19 protein-coding genes and 1 pseudogene are annotated in these 23,734 nt (G+C 59.4%); 14 read left to right on the top strand and 6 right to left on the bottom strand.

Going from position 1 to position 23,734, the window contains the following annotated elements; all coding sequences use genetic code 11:
* Positions 1-222: 222 nt before the first annotated feature.
* Together groES and groL are read left to right on the top strand one after the other, a co-directional pair.
* Entirely contained in the window at positions 223-513 is a 291-nt protein-coding gene (gene groES / locus RCH06_RS11455) for a co-chaperone GroES (RefSeq protein ID WP_011800072.1), read from the top strand.
* Positions 514-616: 103 nt separating this feature from the next.
* Positions 617-2,266: a chaperonin GroEL gene (gene groL, locus RCH06_RS11450; protein ID WP_327081594.1), complete on the top strand. Its 1,650-nt coding sequence runs from the start codon at positions 617-619 to the stop codon at positions 2,264-2,266.
* A gap of 223 nt (positions 2,267-2,489) precedes the next feature.
* On the opposite strand, the gene pgi is transcribed toward groL, so the two are convergent.
* Entirely contained in the window at positions 2,490-4,076 is a 1,587-nt protein-coding gene (gene pgi / locus RCH06_RS11445) for a glucose-6-phosphate isomerase (RefSeq protein WP_327081593.1), read from the bottom strand.
* Between the two features lie 16 nt (positions 4,077-4,092).
* Positions 4,093-5,040 carry a transaldolase gene (gene tal, locus RCH06_RS11440; RefSeq protein ID WP_327081592.1) on the bottom strand — a complete coding sequence of 316 codons (948 nt, stop codon included), beginning with the start codon at positions 5,038-5,040 and terminating at the stop codon, positions 4,093-4,095.
* A 148-nt stretch (positions 5,041-5,188) separates the two neighbouring features.
* On the opposite strand from tal, the gene zwf reads away from it, so the two are divergent.
* Together zwf and RCH06_RS11430 are read left to right on the top strand one after the other, a co-directional pair.
* Complete coding sequence (zwf, locus tag RCH06_RS11435; protein ID WP_327081591.1) at positions 5,189-6,655, top strand: glucose-6-phosphate dehydrogenase; 1,467 nt, start codon at positions 5,189-5,191, stop codon at positions 6,653-6,655.
* A 159-nt stretch (positions 6,656-6,814) separates the two neighbouring features.
* Positions 6,815-7,660 carry a MurR/RpiR family transcriptional regulator gene (locus tag RCH06_RS11430; RefSeq protein WP_327081590.1) on the top strand — a complete coding sequence of 282 codons (846 nt, stop codon included), beginning with the start codon at positions 6,815-6,817 and terminating at the stop codon, positions 7,658-7,660.
* A 132-nt stretch (positions 7,661-7,792) separates the two neighbouring features.
* On the opposite strand, the gene RCH06_RS11425 is transcribed toward RCH06_RS11430, so the two are convergent.
* From RCH06_RS11425 to RCH06_RS11415, 3 genes are all read right to left on the bottom strand, one after another.
* The gene (locus RCH06_RS11425; protein ID WP_327081589.1) at positions 7,793-9,130 is read right to left on the bottom strand and encodes a M20 aminoacylase family protein; all 1,338 of its coding nucleotides are present in this window, start codon (positions 9,128-9,130) and stop codon (positions 7,793-7,795) included.
* Between the two features lie 270 nt (positions 9,131-9,400).
* Positions 9,401-10,453, bottom strand: a complete 1,053-nt coding sequence (locus RCH06_RS11420; RefSeq protein WP_327081588.1) for a porin — start codon at positions 10,451-10,453, stop codon at positions 9,401-9,403.
* A gap of 352 nt (positions 10,454-10,805) precedes the next feature.
* Complete coding sequence (locus tag RCH06_RS11415; RefSeq protein ID WP_327081587.1) at positions 10,806-11,876, bottom strand: porin; 1,071 nt, start codon at positions 11,874-11,876, stop codon at positions 10,806-10,808.
* A gap of 687 nt (positions 11,877-12,563) precedes the next feature.
* Here RCH06_RS11415 and RCH06_RS11410 point away from each other — a divergent pair.
* Positions 12,564-13,826 (top strand): porin, encoded by a 1,263-nt coding sequence (locus tag RCH06_RS11410; protein WP_327081586.1) that lies wholly within the window; start codon positions 12,564-12,566, stop codon positions 13,824-13,826.
* A 196-nt stretch (positions 13,827-14,022) separates the two neighbouring features.
* Complete coding sequence (gene coq7 / locus RCH06_RS11405) at positions 14,023-14,652, top strand: 2-polyprenyl-3-methyl-6-methoxy-1,4-benzoquinone monooxygenase (protein ID WP_327081585.1); 630 nt, start codon at positions 14,023-14,025, stop codon at positions 14,650-14,652.
* A 61-nt stretch (positions 14,653-14,713) separates the two neighbouring features.
* On the opposite strand, the gene RCH06_RS11400 is transcribed toward coq7, so the two are convergent.
* A complete protein-coding gene (locus tag RCH06_RS11400) occupies positions 14,714-15,178 on the bottom strand; it encodes an OsmC family protein (RefSeq protein ID WP_327081584.1) in 465 nt (154 codons plus the stop codon).
* A 327-nt stretch (positions 15,179-15,505) separates the two neighbouring features.
* Between RCH06_RS11400 and ilvA the strand changes: the two genes are divergently transcribed.
* The 8 genes and pseudogenes from ilvA to RCH06_RS11360 form a co-directional block, all read left to right on the top strand.
* Entirely contained in the window at positions 15,506-17,155 is a 1,650-nt protein-coding gene (ilvA, locus tag RCH06_RS11395) for a threonine ammonia-lyase, biosynthetic (RefSeq protein ID WP_327081583.1), read from the top strand.
* An 11-nt stretch (positions 17,156-17,166) separates the two neighbouring features.
* Positions 17,167-17,412 carry a cysteine-rich CWC family protein gene (locus RCH06_RS11390; protein WP_327081582.1) on the top strand — a complete coding sequence of 82 codons (246 nt, stop codon included), beginning with the start codon at positions 17,167-17,169 and terminating at the stop codon, positions 17,410-17,412.
* Positions 17,375-18,436 carry a nicotinate-nucleotide--dimethylbenzimidazole phosphoribosyltransferase gene (gene cobT / locus RCH06_RS11385; RefSeq protein ID WP_327081581.1) on the top strand — a complete coding sequence of 354 codons (1,062 nt, stop codon included), beginning with the start codon at positions 17,375-17,377 and terminating at the stop codon, positions 18,434-18,436. The genes RCH06_RS11390 and cobT overlap by 38 nt, the downstream gene beginning before the upstream one ends.
* Positions 18,437-18,576: 140 nt before the next feature.
* Positions 18,577-19,413 carry an adenosylcobinamide-GDP ribazoletransferase gene (locus RCH06_RS11380; protein ID WP_327081580.1) on the top strand — a complete coding sequence of 279 codons (837 nt, stop codon included), beginning with the start codon at positions 18,577-18,579 and terminating at the stop codon, positions 19,411-19,413.
* 9 nt (positions 19,414-19,422) lie between these two features.
* A complete protein-coding gene (locus tag RCH06_RS11375; protein WP_327081579.1) occupies positions 19,423-20,037 on the top strand; it encodes a histidine phosphatase family protein in 615 nt (204 codons plus the stop codon).
* Between the two features lie 69 nt (positions 20,038-20,106).
* Positions 20,107-21,108, top strand: coding sequence for a 5'-nucleotidase (locus tag RCH06_RS11370; protein WP_327081578.1), 1,002 nt, complete (start codon positions 20,107-20,109; stop codon positions 21,106-21,108).
* Positions 21,109-21,158: 50 nt separating this feature from the next.
* The gene (locus RCH06_RS11365; protein ID WP_327081577.1) at positions 21,159-22,991 is read left to right on the top strand and encodes an ABC transporter ATP-binding protein/permease; all 1,833 of its coding nucleotides are present in this window, start codon (positions 21,159-21,161) and stop codon (positions 22,989-22,991) included.
* 12 nt (positions 22,992-23,003) lie between these two features.
* Positions 23,004-23,657 (top strand): annotated as a pseudogene (locus tag RCH06_RS11360) (MFS transporter); the annotation flags it as partial.
* Positions 23,658-23,734 lie beyond the last annotated feature (77 nt).

Genomic DNA, 23,734 nt, shown 5'->3' with positions numbered 1-23,734 from the left:
TGGATAGTATCAGCGCCTTCTGTCCAGTGCTGGGCGCTGCAATCACCGCCTGACACATCAATTAAACACCCGGGTCTTGAAATGCAGCCTAAACGCCCATATCATTAGCACTCAATGGGGCGGAGTGCTAACAGCACCTTCAAACCATCAAATTGACAGGCATCCACTCTTCGTGGGTGCTTCTGATTTACCAAACCTATTGTTTAAAACAAGGAGCTTTTCATGAATCTTCGTCCTTTGCATGACCGCGTCATCGTCAAACGTGTGGAAAACGAAACCAAAACCGCCTCCGGCATCGTCATTCCTGATAGCGCTGCTGAAAAGCCGGATCAAGGCGAAGTGCTGGCCGTCGGTCCCGGCAAGAAGAACGACAAGGGCGAACTCGGCGCCATGGCCGTCAAAGTCGGCGACCGCGTCCTGTTCGGCAAGTACAGCGGCCAGACCGTCAAGGTTGACGGCGACGAATTGCTGGTCATGAAAGAAGAAGACCTGTTTGCAGTGGTCGAGAAGTAATTTCTCTTTTACTTCGACATTGCTACTTATTTAATAGCTGCTTAGGCACGCAGGACGTGCGCAAGCAGCCTATTTCATTCATAAATCTCAAGGAATTTGAATCATGGCATCAAAAGACGTAATTTTCGGCGGCGAAGCCCGTGCACGCATGGTTGAAGGCGTGAACATTTTGGCCAATGCGGTCAAAGTGACCCTGGGCCCCAAAGGCCGCAATGTGGTGCTGGAGCGCTCGTTCGGCGCCCCTACCGTGACCAAGGACGGTGTGTCCGTGGCCAAGGAAATCGAACTCAAGGACAAGCTGCAGAACATGGGCGCGCAGATGGTCAAGGAAGTTGCTTCCAAGACCTCCGACATCGCGGGCGACGGCACCACCACCGCCACCGTGCTGGCACAAGCCATCGTGCATGAAGGCATGAAGTACGTGGCCGCCGGCATGAACCCGATGGACCTGAAGCGCGGCATCGACAAGGCAGTGACTGCCCTGGTTGAAGAGCTGAAGAAAGCTTCCAAGGCCACCACCACCTCCAAGGAAATCGCACAGGTCGGCTCGATCTCTGCCAACTCGGATGAGACCATCGGCAAGATCATCGCTGACGCGATGGACAAGGTCGGCAAAGAAGGCGTCATCACCGTTGAAGACGGCAAGTCACTCGACTCCGAACTCGACGTCGTCGAAGGCATGCAGTTTGACCGCGGCTACCTGAGCCCGTACTTCATCAACAACCCGGAAAAGCAGTCCGCCCTGCTGGACAACCCGTTTGTCCTGCTCTACGACAAGAAGATCAGCAACATCCGTGACCTGCTGCCAACGCTGGAACAAGTCGCCAAGGCTGGCCGTCCCCTGCTGATCATTGCTGAAGAAGTTGAAGGCGAAGCCCTGGCAACTTTGGTCGTGAACACGCTGCGCGGCATCCTGAAGGTGGTGGCCGTCAAGGCCCCTGGTTTCGGCGACCGCCGCAAAGCCATGCTCGAAGACATCGCTGTCTTGACCGGCGGCAAGGTCATTGCTGAAGAAGTCGGCATGTCGCTCGAAAAAGTGACGCTGGCTGACCTCGGCCAGGCCAAGCGCATCGAAGTGGGCAAGGAAAACACCATCATCATCGACGGTGCTGGCGAAGCAGGCGACATCGAAGCCCGCGTCAAGCAAGTGCGCGTTCAGATCGAAGAAGCTTCGAGCGACTACGACCGTGAAAAGCTGCAAGAGCGCGTGGCCAAGCTGGCCGGTGGTGTTGCCGTGATCAAGGTTGGCGCTGCTACCGAAGTCGAGATGAAGGAAAAGAAAGCGCGCGTTGAAGACGCACTGCACGCCACCCGTGCAGCCGTCGAAGAAGGCATCGTGGCTGGTGGCGGTGTGGCCTTGCTGCGCGCCAAGCAGACCGCTGGTGTCATCAAGGGTGACAACCCGGATCAGGACGCCGGCATCAAGCTGGTCTTGCGCGCCATCGAAGCCCCACTGCGCGAAATCGTTTATAACGCAGGCGGCGAAGCCTCTGTGGTGGTAGCGGCCGTGATGGCCGGAACCGGCAACTACGGCTTCAACGCCGCCAACGACACCTACGGTGACATGATCGAAATGGGTATCCTGGACCCTACGAAAGTGACCCGCACCGCACTGCAAAACGCAGCTTCCGTCGCATCCCTGATGCTGACGACCGAGTGCATGGTCTGCGAGTCCGCCAAAGACGACGCACCTGCCGGCGGCATGGGCGGCGGCATGGGTGGAATGGGCGACATGGGCGGCATGGGCATGTAATTTAAAAAACAGTGGGGACGGATGCCGGGCTTTGTCAAAGCGCCCGGACGCAGACCCCACGTTTTTTATGCGCTACGCAAAAAAGGGCCACGGTGTGAAAACACCGTGGCCCTTTTTCATGGCTTGCCTGAAATTAAAAAATCTTTTTGTTTATGTAGAACGCTGAAGCGCAACGCCGTCCCACTACGTGCTTTTAATGGAAATGGTTTGACGAGTGAAGCCGTTACGAACCTTCGTGCAACAGCCGGCCAAGCAGCCCGGCCGTCGAGCCATCCAGCCCCGACACATCGCCACTTTGCAAACGCGGCGCAATGTCTTTGGCCAGCACCTTGCCCAATTCCACACCCCACTGATCAAAACTGTTGATGCCCCAGATCGCACCGCTGACGAACACGCGGTGCTCCTGCAGCGCAATCAGCGCGCCCAGGCTGGCGGGCGTGAGTTGCTCCAGCAGCAAAAAGGTGCTGGGCCGGTTGCCCGGAAAGTTGTTGTGGCCGCCGGCGTCTGCTTGTCCGCGCATCAGCGCCTGCGCCTGCGCCAGGGCATTGGCGAGCAGCATGGCATGGTGGCCAGGCAGATCATTCGGCGCATATGCGGCTTTTTTGACGGCAACGAATTCGACCGGAACCACTGTGGTGCCCTGATGCAGCATCTGGAAATAGGCATGCTGGCCGTTGGTGCCGGGCTCGCCCCACAGCACGGGTGACGTGTCGAAGGGCAAGGGCTGGCCGTCCGTGTCGACGCGTTTGCCGTTGCTCTCCATTTCCAGCTGCTGCAAATACGCCGGCCAACGGCGCAAGGCGCTGCTGTAGGGCGCAATGCTGCGGCTCGAAAAGCCGTGAAAGTTGCGGTACCAGACATCGAGCAGGCCCAGCCGCACCGGTAAATTTCCCTCCAGCGGCGCCGTGCGAAAGTGCTCATCCATCGCATGTGCGCCAGCCAGAAATTCACGAAAACCTGCGGCGCCAATCGCAATGGCAATCGGCAACCCGATGGCCGACCAAAGCGAATAACGCCCGCCCACCCAGTCCCAAAAACCAAAGGTGGTGCTGATGCCGAATGCATTTGCCGCTGCCACGTTGGTCGTCAGCGCGGCGAAATGCAGGGCAATGTCACGCCCGCCCTGCGCTTCAAACCAGGCCTTGGCCGAATGCGCATTGGTCATGGTCTCAAGGGTAGTGAAGGTCTTGGACGCCACCAGAAACAGCGTGCTGGCGGGCTGCAGATTTTTGAGGACGCCGGCCAGTTCATCGCCATCAATATTGGAGACAAAGTGGAGCCGTTTGCCCGGCATGGCAAATTCAGCCAGCGCCAGCACCGCCATTTGCGGCCCCAAGTCGGAGCCGCCAATGCCGATGTTAACGATGTCGGTGATGGCCGTGTCGGCGCGCACTTGCTCCGCATAGGCCAGCATGGCGTTCAGGGTCACTTCGACTTCAGCCTGCGCGTCTGCTATTTTATTAATAGCTGCTTGCGCAGGTGTGTAGTGCGCAGAAGGCGGATTTCGCAATAAAAAATGCATCACGGCACGGTTTTCGGTGCTGTTGATCTTCTGGCCGCTGAACAGGGCATCGCGCGCCGGCTCCAGATCGCATTGCCGCGCCAGCGCCAGCAGCAGCGCCTGGCTATCGGCGTCGATCAGGTTTTTGGACAGGTCGGCAAACACATGCGGCGCGTCCTGGCTGAAATTTTCAAAGCGCTGGGTGTCTTGCGCAAAGGCGTGACGCACATCGAAGTGCTGGCCACTCGCATCAAAGTGGCATTTGAGTGCGGCCCACGCCGGCGTCTGGTCGCAACGTAATCTTTTCATGAAAAGCCCTTTCGCTTTAAATCGCCAGCATCAGCTGCTCAAGTTTCACAGCGTCGGCGGCAAAGGCGCGAATGCCTTCAGCCAGCTTTTCGGTCGCCATCGCGTCTTCGTTGAGTGCGTAGCGAAAGCTGGCTTCGTCAAAATTCACGATCGGCAAGTCCGGCCCAGCCGCACCTCCAGCGTCCAGCGCGCGCTCCAGCGGCGCATCGCTGGCCGCAAGTTGGGCCAGCAACTCGGGGCTGATGGTCAGCAAGTCGCAGCCTGCCAATGCCGTGATCTGGCCGACGTTGCGAAAACTCGCGCCCATGATTTCGGTGTCAATGCCCAAGTGCTTGTAGTAGTTGTAGATTTCGCGCACCGACTTTACACCGGGGTCATGGGCGCCCGCATTCGCGGCTTCGTCCCAGCTGCTGCCTGCCGACTTTTTGTACCAGTCGTAAATCCGGCCCACAAAAGGCGAAATCAGCTGCACCTTGGCCTGGCCGCAGGCGACGGCCTGGCAGAACGAAAACAGCAGCGTCAAATTGGTATGAATGCCGCGCTGCTCCAGCTTTTCGGCCGCCTGGATGCCTTCCCAGGTGGCCGCCACCTTGATCAGCACGCGGTCAATATGAATGCCTTCGGCCTGGTACAGCTCAACCAGACGCTCGCCGCGCGTGACCGTGGCACAGGTATCAAAGCTCAGGCGCGCATCGACTTCGGTCGAGACACGGCCCGGGATGATCGACAAAATCTCGCAGCCAAAGCGCACCAGCAGCCGGTCCATGATTTCATCCAGCGCCCGGCCCTTTAAGCGGGTCACCGTGTCTTTCAGCAAGGGCTGATAGTCGGCTTTTTGCACCGCCTTGAGAATCAGCGAAGGGTTGGTCGTGGCATCTTGCGGCTTGAACTGGGCCAGTTGTCTGAAGTCGCCGGTGTCAGCCACCACGGTCGTGAATTTTTTCAGCGCGTCGAGTTGTGTCATGTGCGTCAAGCCCCCACAGGGGCGAAAAGTGGGTCAGGGGCCGGATGCGAGGTGCCGTGTCAACACGAGAGGCACAGGCAAGTCACCGGGTGGAGTTACCATTATGCCCATAGAATATGAAACTTTATTACCACTCCAACTCTTCATCATGAGCTTTGACCTGATCCTGTTTGGCGGTACCGGCGACCTGGCCTGGCGAAAAATCATGCCGGCCTTGTTCCAGGCTTTTCGCCACGGCTCGCTCCCGGTGGAAGGCCGCATCGTGGGCGTGGCGCGCGACGATCTGTCGGACGAACAATACCGGGCGCTCATCAAGTCGCGCTTTGACAGCGTGGAGCTGGCCAAACGCCCCAGCGAAGAGGAGTTTGCGCGCTTTGCCCAGATGCTCGGCTACCTGCGCATGGACTTGTCCAACCCGGCTGACTACGCCGCCCTGGCAGCCAGGCTGCAAGAGCGCCCTGCCGATGTGGTGGTGATGTATTTGGCCACGGCGCCCGGCCTGTTCACCACGGTCTGCGAGCAGATTGCGGTCGCCGGACTGAACGGCCCGACGACCCGCGTGGTACTTGAAAAGCCGCTGGGCCATGATCTGGCGTCGAACCGCGCCATCAACCAGACGGTGCGCAGCGTGCTGACAGAGCAGCAAATTTTCCGTATCGACCACTATCTTGGCAAACCTTCGGTGCAAAACCTGTTTGCGCTGCGCTTTGGCAATGCGTTGTTCGAGCCGCTCTGGCGGCGCGAGCACATCGCCAACATCCAGATCACCATTGCCGAGGAACTCGGCGTAGAAAAGCGCGGCGCGTTTTATGACAGCACCGGCGCGCTGCGCGACATGGTGCAAAACCACGCCCTGCAACTGCTGTGCGCGGTGGCGATGGAGCCGCCCATCAACGCACACGCTGACGCCATTCGCGACGAAAAGCTCAAGGTCTTGCGTTCGCTCAAGCCCTGGACGCCTGAAACCCTGAGCCAGCATGTGGTTCGTGGCCAGTACGCGGCTGGCGCGATAAAAGGCGAAGCCGTGCCGGCTTACCGCCATGAGCCGGGTGTGAATCCGGACAGCCGCACCGAAACCTTTGTGGCTTTGCGCGCCGAAATCGCCAACTGGCGCTGGGCTGGCGTGCCGTTTTACATCCGCACCGGCAAGCGGCTGGCCGGCCACGACGCGCACATCGAGGTGAACTTTCGCCCGGCACCGCACGCCATTTTCAATACGCCGCAAAACTGCAGCGAAGGCAACCGGCTGGTCATCAACCTACAGCCCCGGGACGGCCTGGAACTGCATTTGCTGGCGCAAGGGGCCAACCAGCGCCATCGCCACGGTACGCCCATGCTGCAACCGGTTCAGCTCGACCTTGATTTTGACAAGCGTTTCGGCACCGAGCGTGTGGGCGCTTATGAACGGCTGCTGCTCGATGTGATTGACGGGCGGCTGAACCTGTTTGTACGCAGTGACGAGCAGGAAGAAGCCTGGCGCTGGGTGGAGCCGATTCTGGATCGCTGGAGCAACGACCCAACCGCCCCGCGCGCTTATGCAGCCGGCACTTGGGGGCCGAGCGCTGCCAGCGCCATGATTGCCCGGGACGGTTTTTGCTGGTCTGAAGAATGTTGACCCCCACGCTTGTGGCTTCTCGTACTGCGCTGCCCCCTGAGGGAGCCGCTGCGCCTGCAGCCCGGCAAAGCCGGTTCTGCGTCCCGGGCTGGCTTTTTGACCAGCTCGCTTCGCATCACTTGAGACACGCCTCTTTCGGCGACCCCATGGGAGCTTGCAGTGCTTGAGCGAATCAAAGCTTCTCTGCCCTCGCTGGCACCGGCAGAACAGCGGGTGGCCCGGCTGGTGCTGGCTGACCCGCGTGCGTTTGCCAGCCTGCCGATTACCGAGCTGGCCAATCGCTCGCATGTCAGCAAACCGACCGTGGTGCGGTTTTGCCGCAGTGTGGGTTATGACGGGCTGTCGGATTTCAAGCTCAAACTGGCCGGCAGCGTGAGCGAGGGCGTGCCCTTTATTCACCGCAGCGTGGATGTAGACGACAAGACTGGCGACGTGATGGTCAAGGTCATTGACAACACGGTGGCAGCATTTTTGAAGTATCGCAACGACGCCAGCCCGTTGGCGATTGAAAAAGCCGTCGTGGTGCTGCTGGCCGCCTACAACACCGGCAAACGCATCGAATTTTTTGGCGCGGGCAACTCCGGCATCGTGGCGCAGGACGCGCAGCACAAATTTTTCAGGCTGGGCATCCAGAGCATCGCCTACAGCGACGGCCATATGCAGGTCATGAGCGCGTCGCTGCTCGGGCCGGGCGACTGCGTGGTGGTGATTTCCAACTCGGGCCGCACCCGCGACCTGATGGACGCCTGCGACATTGCGCGCAAGAACGGCGCCACCACCATCGTCATCACCGCCACCGCTTCGCCGCTGGCCACTGCCGGCCACATCCACCTGGCCGCCGACCACCCCGAAGGCTACGACCGCTACAGCCCGATGGTGTCGCGCCTGCTGCACCTGATGATCATCGACATCCTGGCGACCTGCGTGGCACTGCGCATCGGCCCCAGCTTGCCGCCGCTGCTCAAGGAAATGAAAAATAATTTGCGCAACAAGCGCTACACCTGAGCAAAAAACAAGGTGCATCGCGCACAAAACCCTGCAGGCAGTAACTGCGGCAGTAATTCATGATGAATAGTGGCTAATGCGCAACTACAGCGGGCGTTTACAGCTATTATTTTTATAGCTAATTCCAGTCATTCACGCCAAGGGCATCGAGCGTTCCACAATGCCCGCAAACAGTGCTGCACCCAGCGGCAGCACGCTGTCATTGAAGTCATAGCAGCTGTTGTGCAAAAACCGGCTGCCCACGCCGCCCACCATGCCGCCTTGGCCATCAGAAAACTGCTCGCCTTGGCCTAGGCGAAGGTAAGCACCGGGCTTTTCCTTGAGCATGAAAGAAAAATCTTCTGATCCCATGCTGGGCTCCAGATTGCGAACCACGTTTTCAGCGCCGACGAGTTGCTCCGCCACGCTTGTGGCCAGCGTGTACTCAGCCGGGGAATTGATGGTGGCGGGATAGATGCGTTCGTAGTTCACCGTGGCCGTGGCGCCAAAACCTTCGGCCACTGAAGCGCAAAGCTGTTTCAGGCGCTGCTCCACAAAATCCTGGACTTCGGGTTTGAACGTGCGAACCGTGCCTACCAGTGTGGCATTGCCCGGAACCACGCTCATGGCCGCCAGATCACCGGCCTGTATGGCACACAGGCTGACCACGGCGTTGTCCATCGCTTTCACATTGCGCGAAACGATGCTTTGCACTGCCGTGATGATGTGCGCGGCCACCAGAATTGGGTCCACCGTGAGATAGGCATGCGCGCCGTGGCCGCCCTTGCCGGTAATCTCGATCGTGATGCGGTCGGCCGCCGCCATCATCGGGCCGGCGTTGATTCCAATAGTGCCAGGCTGCATGGCGGGCCAGTTGTGCATCGCATAAATCGACTGCATCGGAAAACGGTCAAACAAGCCGTCCTTGATCATGGCCTCGGCACCGCCGCGTCCTTCTTCGGCGGGCTGGAACACCAGCACGGCGTCGCCGGCAAAATTACGCGTTTCGGCCAAATAACGCGCCGCACCCACCAGCATGGTGGTGTGGCCATCGTGACCGCAGCCATGCATCAGGCCAGGCTTGCCCGACACCCAGCCAAACGCGTTGTGCTCGGTCATGGGCAGCGCATCCATGTCGGCGCGTAATCCCACCATGGGTCTTGCGTTGTTGGCAGCAGCATGCCGCTGACCTTTGATGATGGCGACGACACCGGTTTTTCCGATGCCGGCATGCACTTCATCCACCCCGCAGAGCTTGAGCGCATGAATGACGCGGCTGGAGGTATAGACCTCTTCAAAACCCAGCTCCGGGTGCGCGTGCAGGTCACGGCGAAACGCCGTCAATTCAGGATGGAACTGTGCGATTTGCGCAAAGGCACGACCACTGGCGCGCAGCGGGCGGGGTGGGTCGATTACCAAAATATCAGCCCTGTCGGCCGTAGCCACAGAAAGCGGCAATGGGGTTTTTTCAAGAAGGTCCGGTGCGCGCATGGTTTTTCAACTTCGAATTCAGCAAGTGTTAAATATTATTCCCGAAGCTTTGTAGCCGCGCCGATCAGGGCTTGCAGAACAGACATTTTTTCGCGAACAAACGACAGTCGTGCAAAGAAGAGGATTAGCGAGTGCGCCAAAGGCTCTTTGATACAGCGAAAACCGTCAAATCGGCAATCAATGCGAACGCCCATAAAAAAACCCCACCGTGTCGCCACGATGGGGTTTTTGTTTTCTTGGTTTAACAGCTAGCTCACGCTAGCTGGAAAATTAGAACGAGTGGCGAACACCAACGCCGTAAGTTGTGACTTCGGTTTCAGCTACAACATTCAAACCACGAGCACCGGCAGTAGCGGTGGCAGCGGTAGGAATATAAGCTTTGGTGTTTTGAGCACCAAGGTACAAGCCGGTACGCTTGGACAAAGCGTAGGTGGCCAGTACTGAGTAACCCTTGCCGGTGCGCTCAACGCCTGCACCTTCGCTCTTCGAACGGGCATAGCCGGCGGAAATGGCAGCAGCACCGAAGGGAACCGACACGCCGATCTGGCCTTCTTTGTCTTTCATGACGTTGTTCTTGGCGGTGTTGTAGCTGCCGGTCAACTTGGCAACGCCGAGGTCGTAAGAACCACCCAGCAGGTTGTACTTGTTCTTGTCCTGAACGTTACCAACGGCAGCCAGTTTGTCTTGCTGGTATGCGTAACCAACCAAGATAGGGCCATTGGCGTACTTGATGTGAACGCTGGCGCTGTCGGTTGCGTCGCCATTCACGTTGCCAACGGTATTTTTGTTTTCGCCGAAGCCGTAAACCACTGCACCGCTGAAGCCGCCGAAGGCAGGCGTAGCGTAGGCAACAGAATTGCTGATACGGTTTGTGTAGTCAGCGATGCCGTTAGCCGACACGGCGCCACGTGCGCTGAAGGTGAACGCATCGTAGTTGTGGTTGGTTGCACCTTGCAGGTTGTCGTAAGCAGAGTACTGACGACCCACAGACACGGTGCCGAAACCGCTTTGCAGACCGACGTAGGCTTGACGATCAAAAATGCTGCCAGCGGTCTTTTGCGCGCCAGTGTCAAGGTTGAAGCCGCTTTCCAGCGTGAAGATGGCTTTCATGCCGCCGCCCAGATCTTCAGCACCCTTCAGGCCCCAACGCGAACCGTTGACACCGGAGGTGCTAACGTTGTTTTGACGCAAGCCGGTGTTACCGACTTCACTCTTGGTGCTGCCGACGAAAGCGTCAGCGATGCCGTACAGGGTTACCGAAGATTGGGCCATTGCGGCGCCGGATGCTGCCAATACTGCCAGAGCGATGAGTGATTTTTTCATTGAGAATTTCTCCAAGGTTAAACATAGGGCTCCGGTATGAGGACTGTTGCAGGCTTTCGCTTTTTCAGCACCTCCAGAGACCCGGGCCAACCCCCTTTCGGGAAGTTGGGTCTATTGCACCAGAACGAACCTTGATTCGCAAAGGAATGCGCCAAAAAAGGTCTTTTGTGTTGCATTGAGACTACAAAGCAAGTCTGTACGTGAAGCAAAAACAACGACAGCCGTGCCAGCGAAGCTTCTTTACGGATTTCAGCATTTGAATCAGCTCAAGGCAAAACGCAAAAAGCCGCTCCAGGTTTTCTGGAGCGGCTAAGTCAAGTTTTTAACTATCTGGCGTCAAGCCAGCTTTGGCTTAGAACGTATGGCGAACGCCAAGGGCGTAAATACGAATCTTGTTTTCGCCAGTCAAAGCGTAAGCATTTTGTTTGGAGTCTTGAACACCTGCATACAGATTTGTACGCTTGGACAGTGCATACAAGCCAGCCAAACCATAGCCCTTGCGCGTGATGTCAGAACCGCCGGCGTATTGCGTATCCTTGGAGTGCGCATAGCCGCCAGACAGGGTAACTGCGCTGCTTACAGGAACATCAAGACCGATTTGGTATTCAGTCGATTTGGAAACGGCCAGGCCGTATGGGTTGAGGCCATCCTTGACGCGGCCCAAGGCACCCAGCAATTTCACAACACCAAAGTCATACGAAGCGTTTACCTGGGTGAATTTGGTCGCGATGGTGGAACCGGTCGCTTTTTCAGTCTGGTACGACAGCGCAGCACCGACTGGACCGCCAGCGTAGGCGATATTTACGGCGCCGATCTTGCCAGCAGAAACCGTGCCGGTAGGGGTCGCAGTTTTGTTTTCGCCCAAGCTGTACATGGCCGCAGCCGTCACGCCACCAAAGCTTGGAGTTGCGTAATAAACCGAGTTGCCTGGACGGTCGTTGTAGCCATTGCTGGCCCACACGTTACCCGCAGGCGCGAAGATGTTGGCGTCAAACGCAGCAGCGCCGGAACCCTTGACTTCGTCATAAGGCGTCCACATTTTGCCCAGTCGCACTTCACCAAAACCACCCGACAGACCCACCCAGGATTGACGACCGAAGATTGCGCTGTCGGTTTTACCGGTGTAGGGGCTGGTGTAGTTGTTGGCTACGCCAGTACTTGGATCAAACCCAGCTTCAAGGACAAAGTTGGCTTTCAGGCCACCACCGAGGTCTTCGGAACCCTTGAATCCAAAACGGCTGGTGTTCAAACCACCACCCGAGCCACCCGCAGGGCTGGCAAGGTTGACACCACTCTGGGTCAGGCCATTGATCTTTTGGCTGCCGACGTAGGCATCAACCAAGCCGTACAGCGTCACATTCGACTGGGCAGATGCGACGCCCGAGGCGGCCAAAATGGCCAAGGCGATAAAACTCTTTTTCATTAGAAATCTCCGAAAAGTTGAAAACAAATTAAAAACAAAAACTTGGTGCCAGACATGCCTGAAGACCGCTTTGTTTCATCCTGAATTAATTTAATCAAATTGTCACATTCAAGGCAAAGTGTTTTCAACGGGAAAGCAACTTGGATGCCAAACTTGTCGCTTTCAGACAACGCATGCTGAAAACCTTGATTTCGTGTAACCCATCGAATGTTTGTTGATGTTTCACAACGCGTGGCGCACCACCACCAGTCATAGCTGCGAAGGCGTGAATGAAGAACTGCATAGGAAGCTGGAAAGTTACGATTTCGCATAGGAAAGAGTCGCGCAAGACCAGCTTGCCCAGAGTGTCGTTTGGCCACTACACCCAAAGCAATATAGAGGCGCCTCACTATCACGATTTATCAGTGGGCGCCTTCATCGTCAGGGCGACTTTTATATGCCTGATGAATTCATCCTTTTTCAAATGAATGCCCGCAAATCCGAGCCTGTTTGCGAGCGATGCCGGGCCTGTAACGCTTGGCCAAGAACATAGGGTTTTCCCCTGTCCCAAAAGTGATACTTTCGCGTGTTAGCACTCTTTACGCGCCTTTACATCGCCATTAATCTTTGCTTTGTCGACACAGCCCGGCGCGTAGGCGGTGCTTTTGAAATTTCCCTTTTGACTTTATTAATACTTCTGGAGACTCCATGAAAAAACTGACTCTTGTCGCATCGGCGGTGATGGGGCTTTTGTCTGCTTCGGCCGTCATGGCACAAAGCACCGTGACGCTTTATGGCTTGGTTGATGCGGGTTACAACCACGTTACTGGTCTGAAGAACGGCTCGTTCAACGGCATCGCGAGCGGCATCATGGAGGGTTCGCGCTGGGGCCTGCGCGGCACGGAAGATATTGGCGGTGGCTACAAGGCCATCTTTACGCTGGAAAGCCGGTTCGAGGCGGATACAGGGTCAGTGACCAACAGGCCTGCATCGGGCCCACAGATGCCTGCTCGCGTTGGCGCTACAGCCAATGCCAACCTGCCTGTTGGTCTCTCCGGCACGCCAGCTGCACTCGGCGCTATCACAGCCCTTGACAACGCTATCGGCAGCAACGCATTCGGTGTCAACCTTGCCGGCAACCTGTTTGATCGTCAGGCGTTTGTAGGGTTAATTACCCCAGTTGGCGCATTCACACTGGGCCGCCAATACACACCAGGTTATCTGGTAACCGCTGCGTTCGATGCCTCACAGACGCAATCAAGCCTTTCTGCTGGCCAGGTTGCCAGCCTGCCGGCAGCATTCGACATCCGTCTGAGCAATACGCTGCGATACGGCATCAAGACAGGCGGAGTCACCGCGACCTTGATGTATGGCGCGGGTGAAGTCGCAGGCAACAGTTCCGCAGGCCGGTTCCTGGGCGCCATGGCCATGTACACAGGCGATGGTTTTTCTGTCGGCTTTGGACACAACGAGAAAAAGAACGAGTTTGGTCAGAAGTCCCTCACCAACAATGTTCTCGGCGCCACCGTGAACGCTGGACCAGGCACCGTGTATGGCCAGTACGCCACCATCAAGGACGATCATCCTTCTGGCCTTTCACCATTTTTCTCTCCTAGCGGTTCATTGGGCGCACTGGCTCCCGTCTTCCAGAACGCCTACAACCAGGCCTTCAAACAAGACGCCAGACTCATGCACGTAGGCTACAGATTAACCAGCGGCGTGCATACCGTGGTCGTGGCTTACAACCGGCTTGATGACAAACGGGCCGTCAATGCCGACACCGACTCTTATGGTGCGACGTACACCTACGCACTGTCCAAGCGCACCAACCTGAACGCCGTGCTGACGCGCTTCAACAATAAGGGCGCAGGTCAAGTGGCGCCTGGCGGCGGCGGTTTTCTTGGTGGTGTGACAGCGGCTCCGGGCACGGACTCGACCAACATCGCTTTCGGCATTCGCCACACTTTCTGAGCGTAATTCGGCCTTGAGGCCGAACCTCACAAAGTCATGAGCCCCCTTTTTGGGGGCTTTTTCGTTGCTTTGCAGAATTTTGCGTCAGCGCTAACATGGCACCAGGACTCTTCGGACTGACAAAAAAGCACTCGATGCCCAACGTCAGGCTTCCCTCTTCTGTTTCAAATATCTTTAGCCCATGAAAGCCGCGCCCATGACCACCGCTCTTGACCTTGCACTCAACGCCGCAGACGGGGCGTTGCGCACCTTGTTTGCCAAGCCCCGCGCCAGCCGGACTTGCCCCACGGTGCCGTCCGAAGCCACCGATTTGAGCCGCCAGGACAAAGACTTGTCAGGCGCGCTGATGCGCGTCAACCATGTGGGCGAAGTGTGCGCACAGGCGCTGTATGCGGCGCAGGCGCTGGGGACACGTGACCCGGTGCTGCGCAAGCATTTCATCAAGGCCAGCCAGGAAGAAGGTGATCATCTGGCCTGGACGCGCGACCGGCTGGACGAGCTGGGCGCGCGCCCTTCCCTGCTCAATCCGCTGTGGTACGCAGGCGCTTTCGGGCTTGGACTGGTGGCCAGCCGGCTGGGCGACCCGCTCAGCCTGGGGTTTGTCGTGGAAACCGAGCGCCAGGTGGAAGCGCATTTGGCCAGTCACCTGGAACGGCTGCCCGAAGGCGATCACGAGTCACGCGCTATCGTGGCCCAGATGAAAGATGACGAAGCGCAGCATGCGCGTGCCGCTGAAAATGCCGGCGCGCGGCAGTTGCCTGCGCCGGTCAAGCTGTTGATGCGTTCAGCGGCCAAGGTCATGACGACGGTGGCACACCGGATTTAACGCCATCAATCGCCCTCGCAACCCTGTGAGGGTGGCAGAGCTTGCATCGCTTTAAGCCGATTCAGGCAGAGACATCCACCAGCTCAAAACTGGTCGTGATGTCTGCTGTTTTACCCAGCATGATCGTCGCCGAGCAGTATTTATCGTGGCTCATGGCAATCGCGCGCTCGACGACGCTGTCGCTCAGCTTGCTGCCAGTCACTACAAAATGCATGTGAATTTTGGTAAAGACCTTGGGGTCTACGGTCGCCCGCTCAGTGCTCAGCTTGACCGAGCAACCGCGCACATCGTGGCGGCCGCGCTTGAGGATCAGCACCACGTCGTAAGCCGTGCAACCACCCGCGCCGGCGAGCACGGTTTCCATCGGTCGGGGCGCCAGATTGGCGCCGCCGTTTTCAGGCTTGGCGGCGTCGGGTGCACCATCCATGACCAGCGTGTGGCCGCTGCCGGTTTCGGCCAAAAAAGTCATTCCCGATGTAGATCCATTGACCGAATTGCTGCCGGTCCAGCTCACTGTGCATTCCATAACTGTCGTTCCTTGTCCAAGAGGTTGGTTGTTGGCGAGCCTGCCTAACTGCGCCGCGTTGGCGGCTGAGGCTGCGTTTTGTAGGTAAAACTCCCTAAAAGCTGTAATTGTGCGGCTTTCGCCACAGATACATGCTGCAGTGCAGCAATGACTCCGATATACTGAACCCATCGCATCAGTACACAGTCTTTACCGGCTCGCTGTATTTTTGCACTGGTTGTCTCCTCCACCTCCTCAAAAGGGTGGATTTACAGGCCCAGACCGCAAGGTCTGGGCCTTTTTTTTCGTGCGCCTATGATCCTCAGGTTCTGCTGCGAGAAAAAAAACATGCCCTCTGCCAAAAAATCCATCTCTGCTGCTGCCCCTGCAGCCGCCAAGTCACCCCGCCCCAAAGCTTCCGCAAAAACAGTGCCCAAGCCTGTCGCCAAGCCGCTCAAGCCCGCCGATTACCTGAAAAAAATCCTGACGGCACGCGTCTACGACGTGGCGGTCGAGTCGGCACTGGAGCCGGCCAAAAGCCTGAGCCTGCGCCTGAACAACACGGTGCTGCTCAAGCGTGAAGACCAGCAGCCGGTGTTCAGCTTCAAGCTGCGGGGTGCCTACAACAAGATGGCGCACCTGACCCCGGCACAGCTCAAGAAAGGCGTAATTTGTGCCTCGGCGGGCAACCATGCGCAAGGCGTGGCGATGAGCGCGCAAAAGCTCGGCACCCGCGCCGTGGTGGTCATGCCAACAACCACGCCGCAGCTCAAGATTGACGCCGTCAAGGGCTGGGGCGGCGAAGTGGTGCTGCATGGCGACAGCTATTCCGACGCCTACACGCACTCCTTGCTGCTGCAAAAGCAGCAAGGCCTGACGTTTGTGCATCCCTTTGACGACCCCGACGTGATTGCCGGCCAGGGCACGATTGCCATGGAAATCCTGCGCCAATTGCAGACCCTGGGATCGCGCCGGCTGGACGCGGTATTTGTGGCGATTGGCGGCGGTGGGCTGATTTCCGGCGTGTCCAACTACATCAAGGCCGTGCGGCCAGAGATTAAGGTCATCGGCGTGCAGATGAACGACTCCGACGCCATGATGCAGTCCGTCAAGGCGAAAAAACGCGTTACGCTGCCTGATGTGGGCCTGTTTTCAGACGGCACGGCGGTCAAGCTGGTGGGCGAGGAAAACTTTCGCATCAGCCGCGAACTGGTCGATGAATTCATGACCGTAGACACCGATGCGGTCTGCGCCGCCATCAAGGACGTGTTTGTGGACACGCGCAGCATTGTCGAGCCAGCCGGTGCACTGGCGGTGGCCGCGATCAAGCAATACGTTGCCAAAAACAAGACCCAAGGTGAAACCTACGCGGCGATTTTGTGCGGCGCAAACATGAACTTTGACCGCCTGCGCTTTGTCGCCGAGCGCGCCGAAGTCGGCGAGGAGCGCGAAGCGCTGTTTGCCGTGACGATTCCCGAGGAGCGCGGCAGCTTCCGGCGCTTTTGCGAATTGATCGACCAGTTGCCCGGCGGGCCGCGCAGCGTGACCGAGTTCAACTACCGCATCAGCGACAACGCCTTGGCCCATGTGTTTGTCGGCTTGAGCACTTCGAGCAAAGGCGAAAGCGCCAAGCTCGCCACGCATTTCAATCGCCACGGTTTCAAGGCGCTCGACCTGACGCATGACGAACTGGCCAAGGAACACATCCGCCACATGGTGGGCGGGCACAGTGCGCTCTCAAAAGAAGAGCGGCTGCTGCGCTTTGTCTTTCCCGAGCGGCCCGGCGCGCTGATGAAGTTTTTGTCGCACATGCGGCCAGGCTGGAACATTTCGCTGTTTCATTACCGAAATCAGGGCGCCGATTACGGCCGCATTCTGGTCGGCCTGCAGGTGCCCAAGGCCGACAACGGCGCGTTCAAGGAGTTTCTGGACACGCTCGGCTACCCGCACGTGGAAGAAACCCACAACCCGGTGTACCAGTTGTTCTTGAAAAGCTGAGCCTCAGCGTCATGGCATCGCCCGACCTGAAACTGGCCAACACCTCGGTCTGCCCGCGCTGCGGTGCGGGCCTGCGTTGCGGCATGGTGGCGGGCGATGCCCAATGCTGGTGCACCCAGCTGCCCAATGTGATGCCCGTTCCTGCCTTGAATGAACACACGCTGCCGGACAACGGCGCAGCCTCTTGTTTTTGCCCTGCCTGTCTGAAGCAAATCACCGATGAACAACAACACCCCCTTTCAACTCCCCGCGATTGAGTCCACTGCCGACGCTTCGCTGCAAGCCCGGCTGCGTCACAAGATTGACCACAAGACCAAGCCGCTGGGTGCGCTGGGGCTGCTCGAAGATGTGGCGCTGCAGCTGGGCCTGATTCAGCGTAGCGAATCGCCCGCGCTGCACCACCCACAGATGGTGGTGTTTGCTGCTGACCACGGCATCGCCGCCGAAGGCGTGTCGGCCTATCCGCAAGCGGTGACGGTGCAGATGGTCGGCAACATGCTGGCCGGCGGCGCGGCGATCAATGTGTTTGCCCGCCAGCATGATTTTGCGCTGCAGGTGGTGGACGCCGGCGTGGCCGCAGAGTTGCCAGCGCATCCGCAACTCCAGCCGCGAAAAATCGCAATGGGCACGAAAAACCTGTGCAATGAGGCCGCCATGTCGCGGCTTGAAGCGCAGGCAGCGCTCACGGCGGGCATGGAAGTCATGCAGGCCCTGCCGGGCAATGTCGTCGCCTTTGGCGAAATGGGCATTGCCAACACCTCGCCCGCCGCGCTGCTGCTGGCGCGACTGACAGGCGCGAGCATTGAAGACGCCACCGGGCGCGGCACCGGGCTGGACGACGCGCAACTGCTGCACAAGCAAACGGTGCTGACGCGCGCGCTGGCCCGCCACCCGGCCACGCAGCCGCTGGATGCCGTCGGCGAACTGGCGGCGCTGGGCGGCTTTGAAATCGCCATGATGGCCGGTGCCATGCTGCAGGCCGCCAGCGAGCGGCGCGTGGTGCTGGTCGATGGCTTCATTGCCGGGGCAGCGGCGCTGATTGCGCAGACCCTGGTGCCGACCGTGCGGGATTACCTGGTGTTTTGCCACCGTTCCGCCGAAACTGGCCACCGTTTGCTGCTGGCGCACCTGCAAGCCAAACCGTTGCTCGAACTCGACTTGCGTCTGGGCGAAGGCACCGGCGCGCTGCTGGCCTGGCCGCTGGTGCAGTCGGCGGCCAACTTTCTCAATGAAATGGCGAGTTTTGAATCCGCCGGTGTCAGCGACAAGGGCGCCGCCTGAGTTGGGCGCGGCGTGGATGAATCGCTGCCCACGCCGGTTTGACGCCTTAAAAAACCGTTGAACTGACACAAACCACTCCTTTATTAATAGCTGACAATGCCCGTTCTCAGTGCGCTAGCGCCCTAAAACCCGTATAAATCTTGTTTAAATTCATCCGCCACTACCTGCTCGCCCTCCAGTTCTTCACCCGCATCCCGGTCACCGGGCGGCTGGCCAATTGGGTCGGTTACAGCCCCGACATGCTGCGCGCCAGCGCTGCGCATTTTCCGGGCGTTGGCGTGGTCGTGGGCGCGGTCGCAGTGGCTGTTTTTGCGTTGCTGCAACTGCTGCTGCCCGACACGCCGTTCAGGCCTTTGGTGGCGGCCGTGTTTTCCACCATCGCCACCGTGCTGGTGACCGGCGGCTTTCACGAAGACGGCCTGGCCGATGTGGCCGATGGCCTGGGCGGCAGCTACCAGCGCGAGCGTGCGCTGGAAATCATGAAAGACTCGCGCGTCGGCGCGTTCGGTGCGATGGCGCTGGTGCTGGTGCTGCTGTGCAAGGTCGCATTGCTGGCGCTGCTGGGCTCGGTCGAGCTGCTGGATGCCGACGAACAGCCGTTTGCGTTCAGCGGCTGGTATATATGCGCCGCTTTGTGGGCCGGCCATGTTATTTCGCGCGGGTTGCCGCTGATCATGATTCGGCTGCTGCCGCATGTCGGCGACACGGCCACGTCCAAATCCAAGCCACTGGCCGACCAGATCGCTTCCAGCGGGCTGCTGATTGCCTTTTTATGGTGTTTTGGCGCGCTCGTGCTGGCCAGCTTTGCGCTGAGTGCTATTAATTTAATAGTCGCGTGCAATTTTGCAGTCGCGGCGCTGCTGGTCATGATGCGGTTCTTCAGACGCCGCTTGCAGGGGTTTACCGGCGACTGCCTGGGGGCGACCCAGCAGGTCTGCGAAATCGCGTTTTACCTCGGGCTGGCGGTTAGCGTCTGATCGCCAGGCATGAAACTCTGGCTTGTCCGTCATGCCCAGCCACTGATTGACGCCGGCCTCTGCTACGGGCGGCTTGACATGGCGGCGGATGCCGATGCCACCGCCGAATGCGCCGTCCGGCTGGCCACACAACTTCCGGCCGGGCTGCGCGTGGTCAGCTCGCCGCTACAAAGATGTGAGCAGCTGGCGAACGCCCTGCATGCGCTAAGGCCTGATTTGGCTTATAAAACCGATGCACGGCTGCAGGAAATGGATTTTGGCCGGTGGGAAGGCTGCGCCTGGCAAGCAATTCCCCGCGCTGAACTTGAGGCCTGGACTGGCGACTTTGCGCATTACCAAGCGGGGCATGACGGCGAAAGCGTGACGGCGTTCATGGCGCGCGTCGGCGCGGCGTTTGATGGCTTGAAGTTGCTGTCGCAAACCCCTGCGGCGGCTCAAGGAACGATGGCGCAAGAAAGCGGCGTGCTGTGGATTACCCATGCCGGCGTCATCCGCGCGGTGGAACTGCTGGCCAAGGGCGTGCGCCACATCGCGCGCGCCGACCAGTGGCCCGTGGAAGCGCCGAAATATGGACAATGGCGAACACTGGCGCTGCAGTCCGGCCAGAAGCTGCCCCGTCCTTGAAGGCCGGTGGCGCTGCGCATAACCGACCTGCCGAATCACACGGCTAGATAACGCAAAAAAGGCGAATCCATGTCAGCAAATCTAGACGGTCAGCTTGTGGTGGCGATTTCTTCGCGCGCCCTGTTTGACCTTGAAGAAGAAAACCAGGTGTTTGAAACCGGCTCAGCCGCCAACGCCAGCCTGGCACTGCCACCGGACCTGCCGCCCGGCGTGAAGAAAGACGCGGCGTACAGGCAACTGCAACTGGAGCGGCTCGATGTGCCGGCCAAGCCGGGCGTGGCGTTTTCGCTGGTCAAAAAGCTGCTCGCCTTTAACGACGCGCCTGAAAATGCGGGGGAAAGCGCCAGCCCCGCAGCGCCCAAGCAACGCGTTGAAGTCGTCATTTTGTCGCGCAATGACCCGGTGTCGGGCATGCGGGTGTTTCGCTCGGCGCAGCATTACGGCCTGAACATCCAGCGCGGCACCTTCAACCGGGGCGCGCCGCCGTGGCGCTACCTCAAGCCGCTGCACGCCAACCTGTTTTTATCCACCCACCTGAGCGATGTGCGCGCCGCGCTGGAAGCCGGCGTGCCGGCCGCGCAGGTGTACCCGCAGTCGGCCCGCGCCAGCGACGCGCATCCGAACGAAGTGCGGATTGCCTTTGACGGCGATGCGGTGCTGTTCTCGGACGAGGCCGAAATGGTTTACCAGGCGCAGGGCCTGTCGGCCTTTCAGGCGCATGAGCGCGCCAAGGCGGCGCAGTCGCTGCTGCCTGGGCCTTTCAAGCCGCTGCTGGAGGCTTTGCAGCGGCTGCAACAGGCCGGCACTTCGCACATGCGCATTCGCACCGCGCTGGTGACGGCGCGCAGCGCACCGGCGCATGAGCGTGCCATCCGCACGCTGATGAACTGGAACATTGAGGTCGATGAAGCGATGTTTCTCGGCGGCCTGGAGAAAGGCCCGTTCCTGCGCGAATTCGAGCCCGATTTTTTCTTTGACGACCAGACCGGCCATGTCAACTCGGCGGCGCAGCATGTGCCTTCGGGCCATGTGGCCAGCGGCATTTCCAACCCCTCATTGCAAAAAAGCTAGGCGTTTAAAACCGCTGACGTCCTGAACTGTATTTTTGAAGAGAGCGCTCAATGAATCTGCTTTCCCGCATGGCCCAGAAATTTCGCGACTTCCGGCATTTCACCCGCCGCGTCTGGGCGCTGTCGGCACCCTACTTCCGCTCCGAAGACAAATGGAAGGCGCGCGGCCTGCTGGCGGCCATCGTGCTGCTGAACCTGGGCGCGGTCTACATGCTGGTGCTGCTCAACGAGTGGAACCGGGTGTTCTACGATGCGCTGCAAAACAAGGACGCGGCAGTGTTCTGGACCCAGCTCGGGCGCTTCACCTACCTGGCGTTTGCCTTCATCATCATCGCTGTCTACCGCTTCTACCTGACGCAGCTGCTGGAGGTGCGCTGGCGCGCGTGGATGACGGCGCATTACCTGCAGCGCTGGCTCAGCGACCATGCGTTCTACAAGATGGAGCTGGCGCGTTTTTCCGGCAGTGACAACTCGCACGGCACGGCGGACAACCCCGACCAGCGGATTCAGGAAGACATCAACCTGTTCACCACCTACAGCATCTCGCTGAGCATGGGGCTGCTGAACGCGGTGGTCACGCTGGTGAGTTTTGTCGGCATTTTGTGGACGCTGTCGGGCGCGTTTGCGTTTAACTTCAACGGCGCCAGCTACTCCATTCCGGGCTTCATGGTGTGGATGGCGGTGCTGTACTGCGTGGTCGGCAGCGTCATCACCCACTACATCGGTCGGCCGCAGATCAAGCTCAACTTCCAGCAACAGCGCGTCGAGGCCGACTTCCGGCACCACATGGTGCGGGTGCGTGAATACAGCGAATCCATCGCGCTGGACAAGGGCGAAGCAGTGGAGCGCGCGCAGCTCGACACGCGTTTTGCCGCCGTGCTGGCCAACTACCTCAAGCTGATCAAAAAGCAAAAAAACCTGGTCTGGTTCACCAACTTTTTCGGCCAGGCGGCGGTGGTGTTTCCGTTCATCGTGGCCGCGCCGCGCTTTTTCAGCGGTGCCATCCAGCTGGGCGAGCTGATCCAGATTTCGTCGGCCTTTGGCCGCGTGCAGGATTCACTGAGCTGGCTGGTCGACAACTACAGCAGCCTGGCCGCCTGGCGCGCCACGACCGACCGGCTGACCAGCTTTGAAGACAATATAAGGGCGGTAGCGCAACAGGGACGGGCGCAAGCAGCTATTAATTCAGTAGCAAACGAAGCGCAACCGCTGGCCGCCGACACGCTGGCTGTGCGCGACCTGACCTTGACGTTGCCCACCGGCGCAACGCTGCTCAGCGGCGCAACGCTGCAGGCCGGGCCGGGCGAAAGCATCTTGCTCAAAGGCCCGTCGGGCAGCGGCAAATCGACGCTGTTCCGGGCGCTGGCGGGCATCTGGCCGTTCTTCACGGGTCAGACGCATTTGCCAGCCGACGCCATGTTCATTCCGCAACGCCCCTACTTTCCTGATGGCAGCCTGCGCAATGCGCTGGCCTATCCGCAGCCCGCCGCACAGTATGACGACGCCGCCCTGAAGCAGGCGCTGATTGATGCGCTGCTGCCGCAACTGACCGGCCGGCTCGACGACGAGGACGCCTGGAGCCAGAAGCTGTCAGGCGGCGAGCAGCAGCGACTGGCCGTTGCCCGCGTGTTGCTGAAAAAACCGCGCTGGATTTTTGCCGACGAAGCCACCAGCGCACTCGACGAAAGCGCCGAAAAAACCATCTACCAAAAGCTGCTGGCCAGCGTCAGCGCCACCCACGGCAGCCTGGTGTCGATTGCCCACCGCCCGACCGTAGCGGCGTTTCATGGCAAGTTATGGGAACTGGAAAAACTGCCCGAAGGCGCGCCAGCCCTGTACCGGGTGCGTGAAACCCCTCACGCGGTGCTGCCCGAAAAGGCTTGAAAATCTCAGGCCATGCCTGAAGAAGCCACGCCGCCTGCCGAAACCCCGTCCCTGTCGCCCTGGGGCCCGATCAAGCGCCCGGTGTTTCGCATGCTCTGGACGGTCTGGCTGACGGCCAACATCTGCATGTGGATGAACGACGTGGCGGCCGCGTGGATGATGACGTCGATGACCAGCACGCCGCTCTGGGTGGCGCTGGTGCAGTCGGCGTCCACGCTGCCGGTGTTTTTGCTGGGCCTGCCCAGCGGCGCGCTGGCCGACATTCTGGACCGGCGGCGCTACTTCATCATGACGCAGTTCTGGGTGGCCGGCGTGGCCACGCTGCTGTGCATTGCGGTGATTTCAGGCGTCATGACGCCGGCGCTGCTGCTGGCGCTGACCTTTGCCAATGGTGTGGGCCTGGCAATGCGCTGGCCGGTGTTTTCGGCCATCGTGCCCGAGCTGGTGCCGCGCAGCCAGTTGCCGGCGGCGCTGGCGCTGAACGGCATTTCGATGAACGCGTCGCGCATCGTCGGGCCGCTGGTGGCCGGTGCGCTGATTGCCAGCGCCGGCACCGAATATGTGTTCGTGCTGAACGCCCTGCTGTCGATCATTTCGGGTTTTGTCATCATGCGCTGGCGGCGTGAGCATGTGCCCAGCCCGCTAGAGCCTGTTAACGCTATCTCAAGGCCTCTGCGATGAGTGCAACCGTAATAAAGGCAGCGAACATCACATCGGTTTTGTCATAGCGCGTGAACACGCGG

Origin of the sequence: Polaromonas sp. CG_9.5, assembly GCF_035984465.1 — a bacterium.
GTDB lineage: Bacteria > Pseudomonadota > Gammaproteobacteria > Burkholderiales > Burkholderiaceae_C > Polaromonas.
This window is presented reverse-complemented; position numbering and strand designations above follow the sequence as displayed.

What these genes read in the sequence shown, in the direction of transcription:
- groES (WP_011800072.1), top strand. Translation starts at nt 223, where the DNA reads ATGAATCTTCGTCCTTTGCATGACCGCGTCATCGTCAAACGTGTGGAA.
- groL (WP_327081594.1), top strand. Translation starts at nt 617, where the DNA reads ATGGCATCAAAAGACGTAATTTTCGGCGGCGAAGCCCGTGCACGCATG.
- pgi (WP_327081593.1), bottom strand. Translation starts at nt 4,076, where the DNA reads ATGAAAAGATTACGTTGCGACCAGACGCCGGCGTGGGCCGCACTCAAA.
- tal (WP_327081592.1), bottom strand. Translation starts at nt 5,040, where the DNA reads ATGACACAACTCGACGCGCTGAAAAAATTCACGACCGTGGTGGCTGAC.
- zwf (WP_327081591.1), top strand. Translation starts at nt 5,189, where the DNA reads ATGAGCTTTGACCTGATCCTGTTTGGCGGTACCGGCGACCTGGCCTGG.
- RCH06_RS11425 (WP_327081589.1), bottom strand. Translation starts at nt 9,130, where the DNA reads ATGCGCGCACCGGACCTTCTTGAAAAAACCCCATTGCCGCTTTCTGTG.
- RCH06_RS11420 (WP_327081588.1), bottom strand. Translation starts at nt 10,453, where the DNA reads ATGAAAAAATCACTCATCGCTCTGGCAGTATTGGCAGCATCCGGCGCC.
- RCH06_RS11415 (WP_327081587.1), bottom strand. Translation starts at nt 11,876, where the DNA reads ATGAAAAAGAGTTTTATCGCCTTGGCCATTTTGGCCGCCTCGGGCGTC.
- RCH06_RS11410 (WP_327081586.1), top strand. Translation starts at nt 12,564, where the DNA reads ATGAAAAAACTGACTCTTGTCGCATCGGCGGTGATGGGGCTTTTGTCT.
- coq7 (WP_327081585.1), top strand. Translation starts at nt 14,023, where the DNA reads ATGACCACCGCTCTTGACCTTGCACTCAACGCCGCAGACGGGGCGTTG.
- RCH06_RS11400 (WP_327081584.1), bottom strand. Translation starts at nt 15,178, where the DNA reads ATGGAATGCACAGTGAGCTGGACCGGCAGCAATTCGGTCAATGGATCT.
- ilvA (WP_327081583.1), top strand. Translation starts at nt 15,506, where the DNA reads ATGCCCTCTGCCAAAAAATCCATCTCTGCTGCTGCCCCTGCAGCCGCC.
- RCH06_RS11390 (WP_327081582.1), top strand. Translation starts at nt 17,167, where the DNA reads ATGGCATCGCCCGACCTGAAACTGGCCAACACCTCGGTCTGCCCGCGC.
- cobT (WP_327081581.1), top strand. Translation starts at nt 17,375, where the DNA reads ATGAACAACAACACCCCCTTTCAACTCCCCGCGATTGAGTCCACTGCC.
- RCH06_RS11375 (WP_327081579.1), top strand. Translation starts at nt 19,423, where the DNA reads ATGAAACTCTGGCTTGTCCGTCATGCCCAGCCACTGATTGACGCCGGC.
- RCH06_RS11370 (WP_327081578.1), top strand. Translation starts at nt 20,107, where the DNA reads ATGTCAGCAAATCTAGACGGTCAGCTTGTGGTGGCGATTTCTTCGCGC.
- RCH06_RS11365 (WP_327081577.1), top strand. Translation starts at nt 21,159, where the DNA reads ATGAATCTGCTTTCCCGCATGGCCCAGAAATTTCGCGACTTCCGGCAT.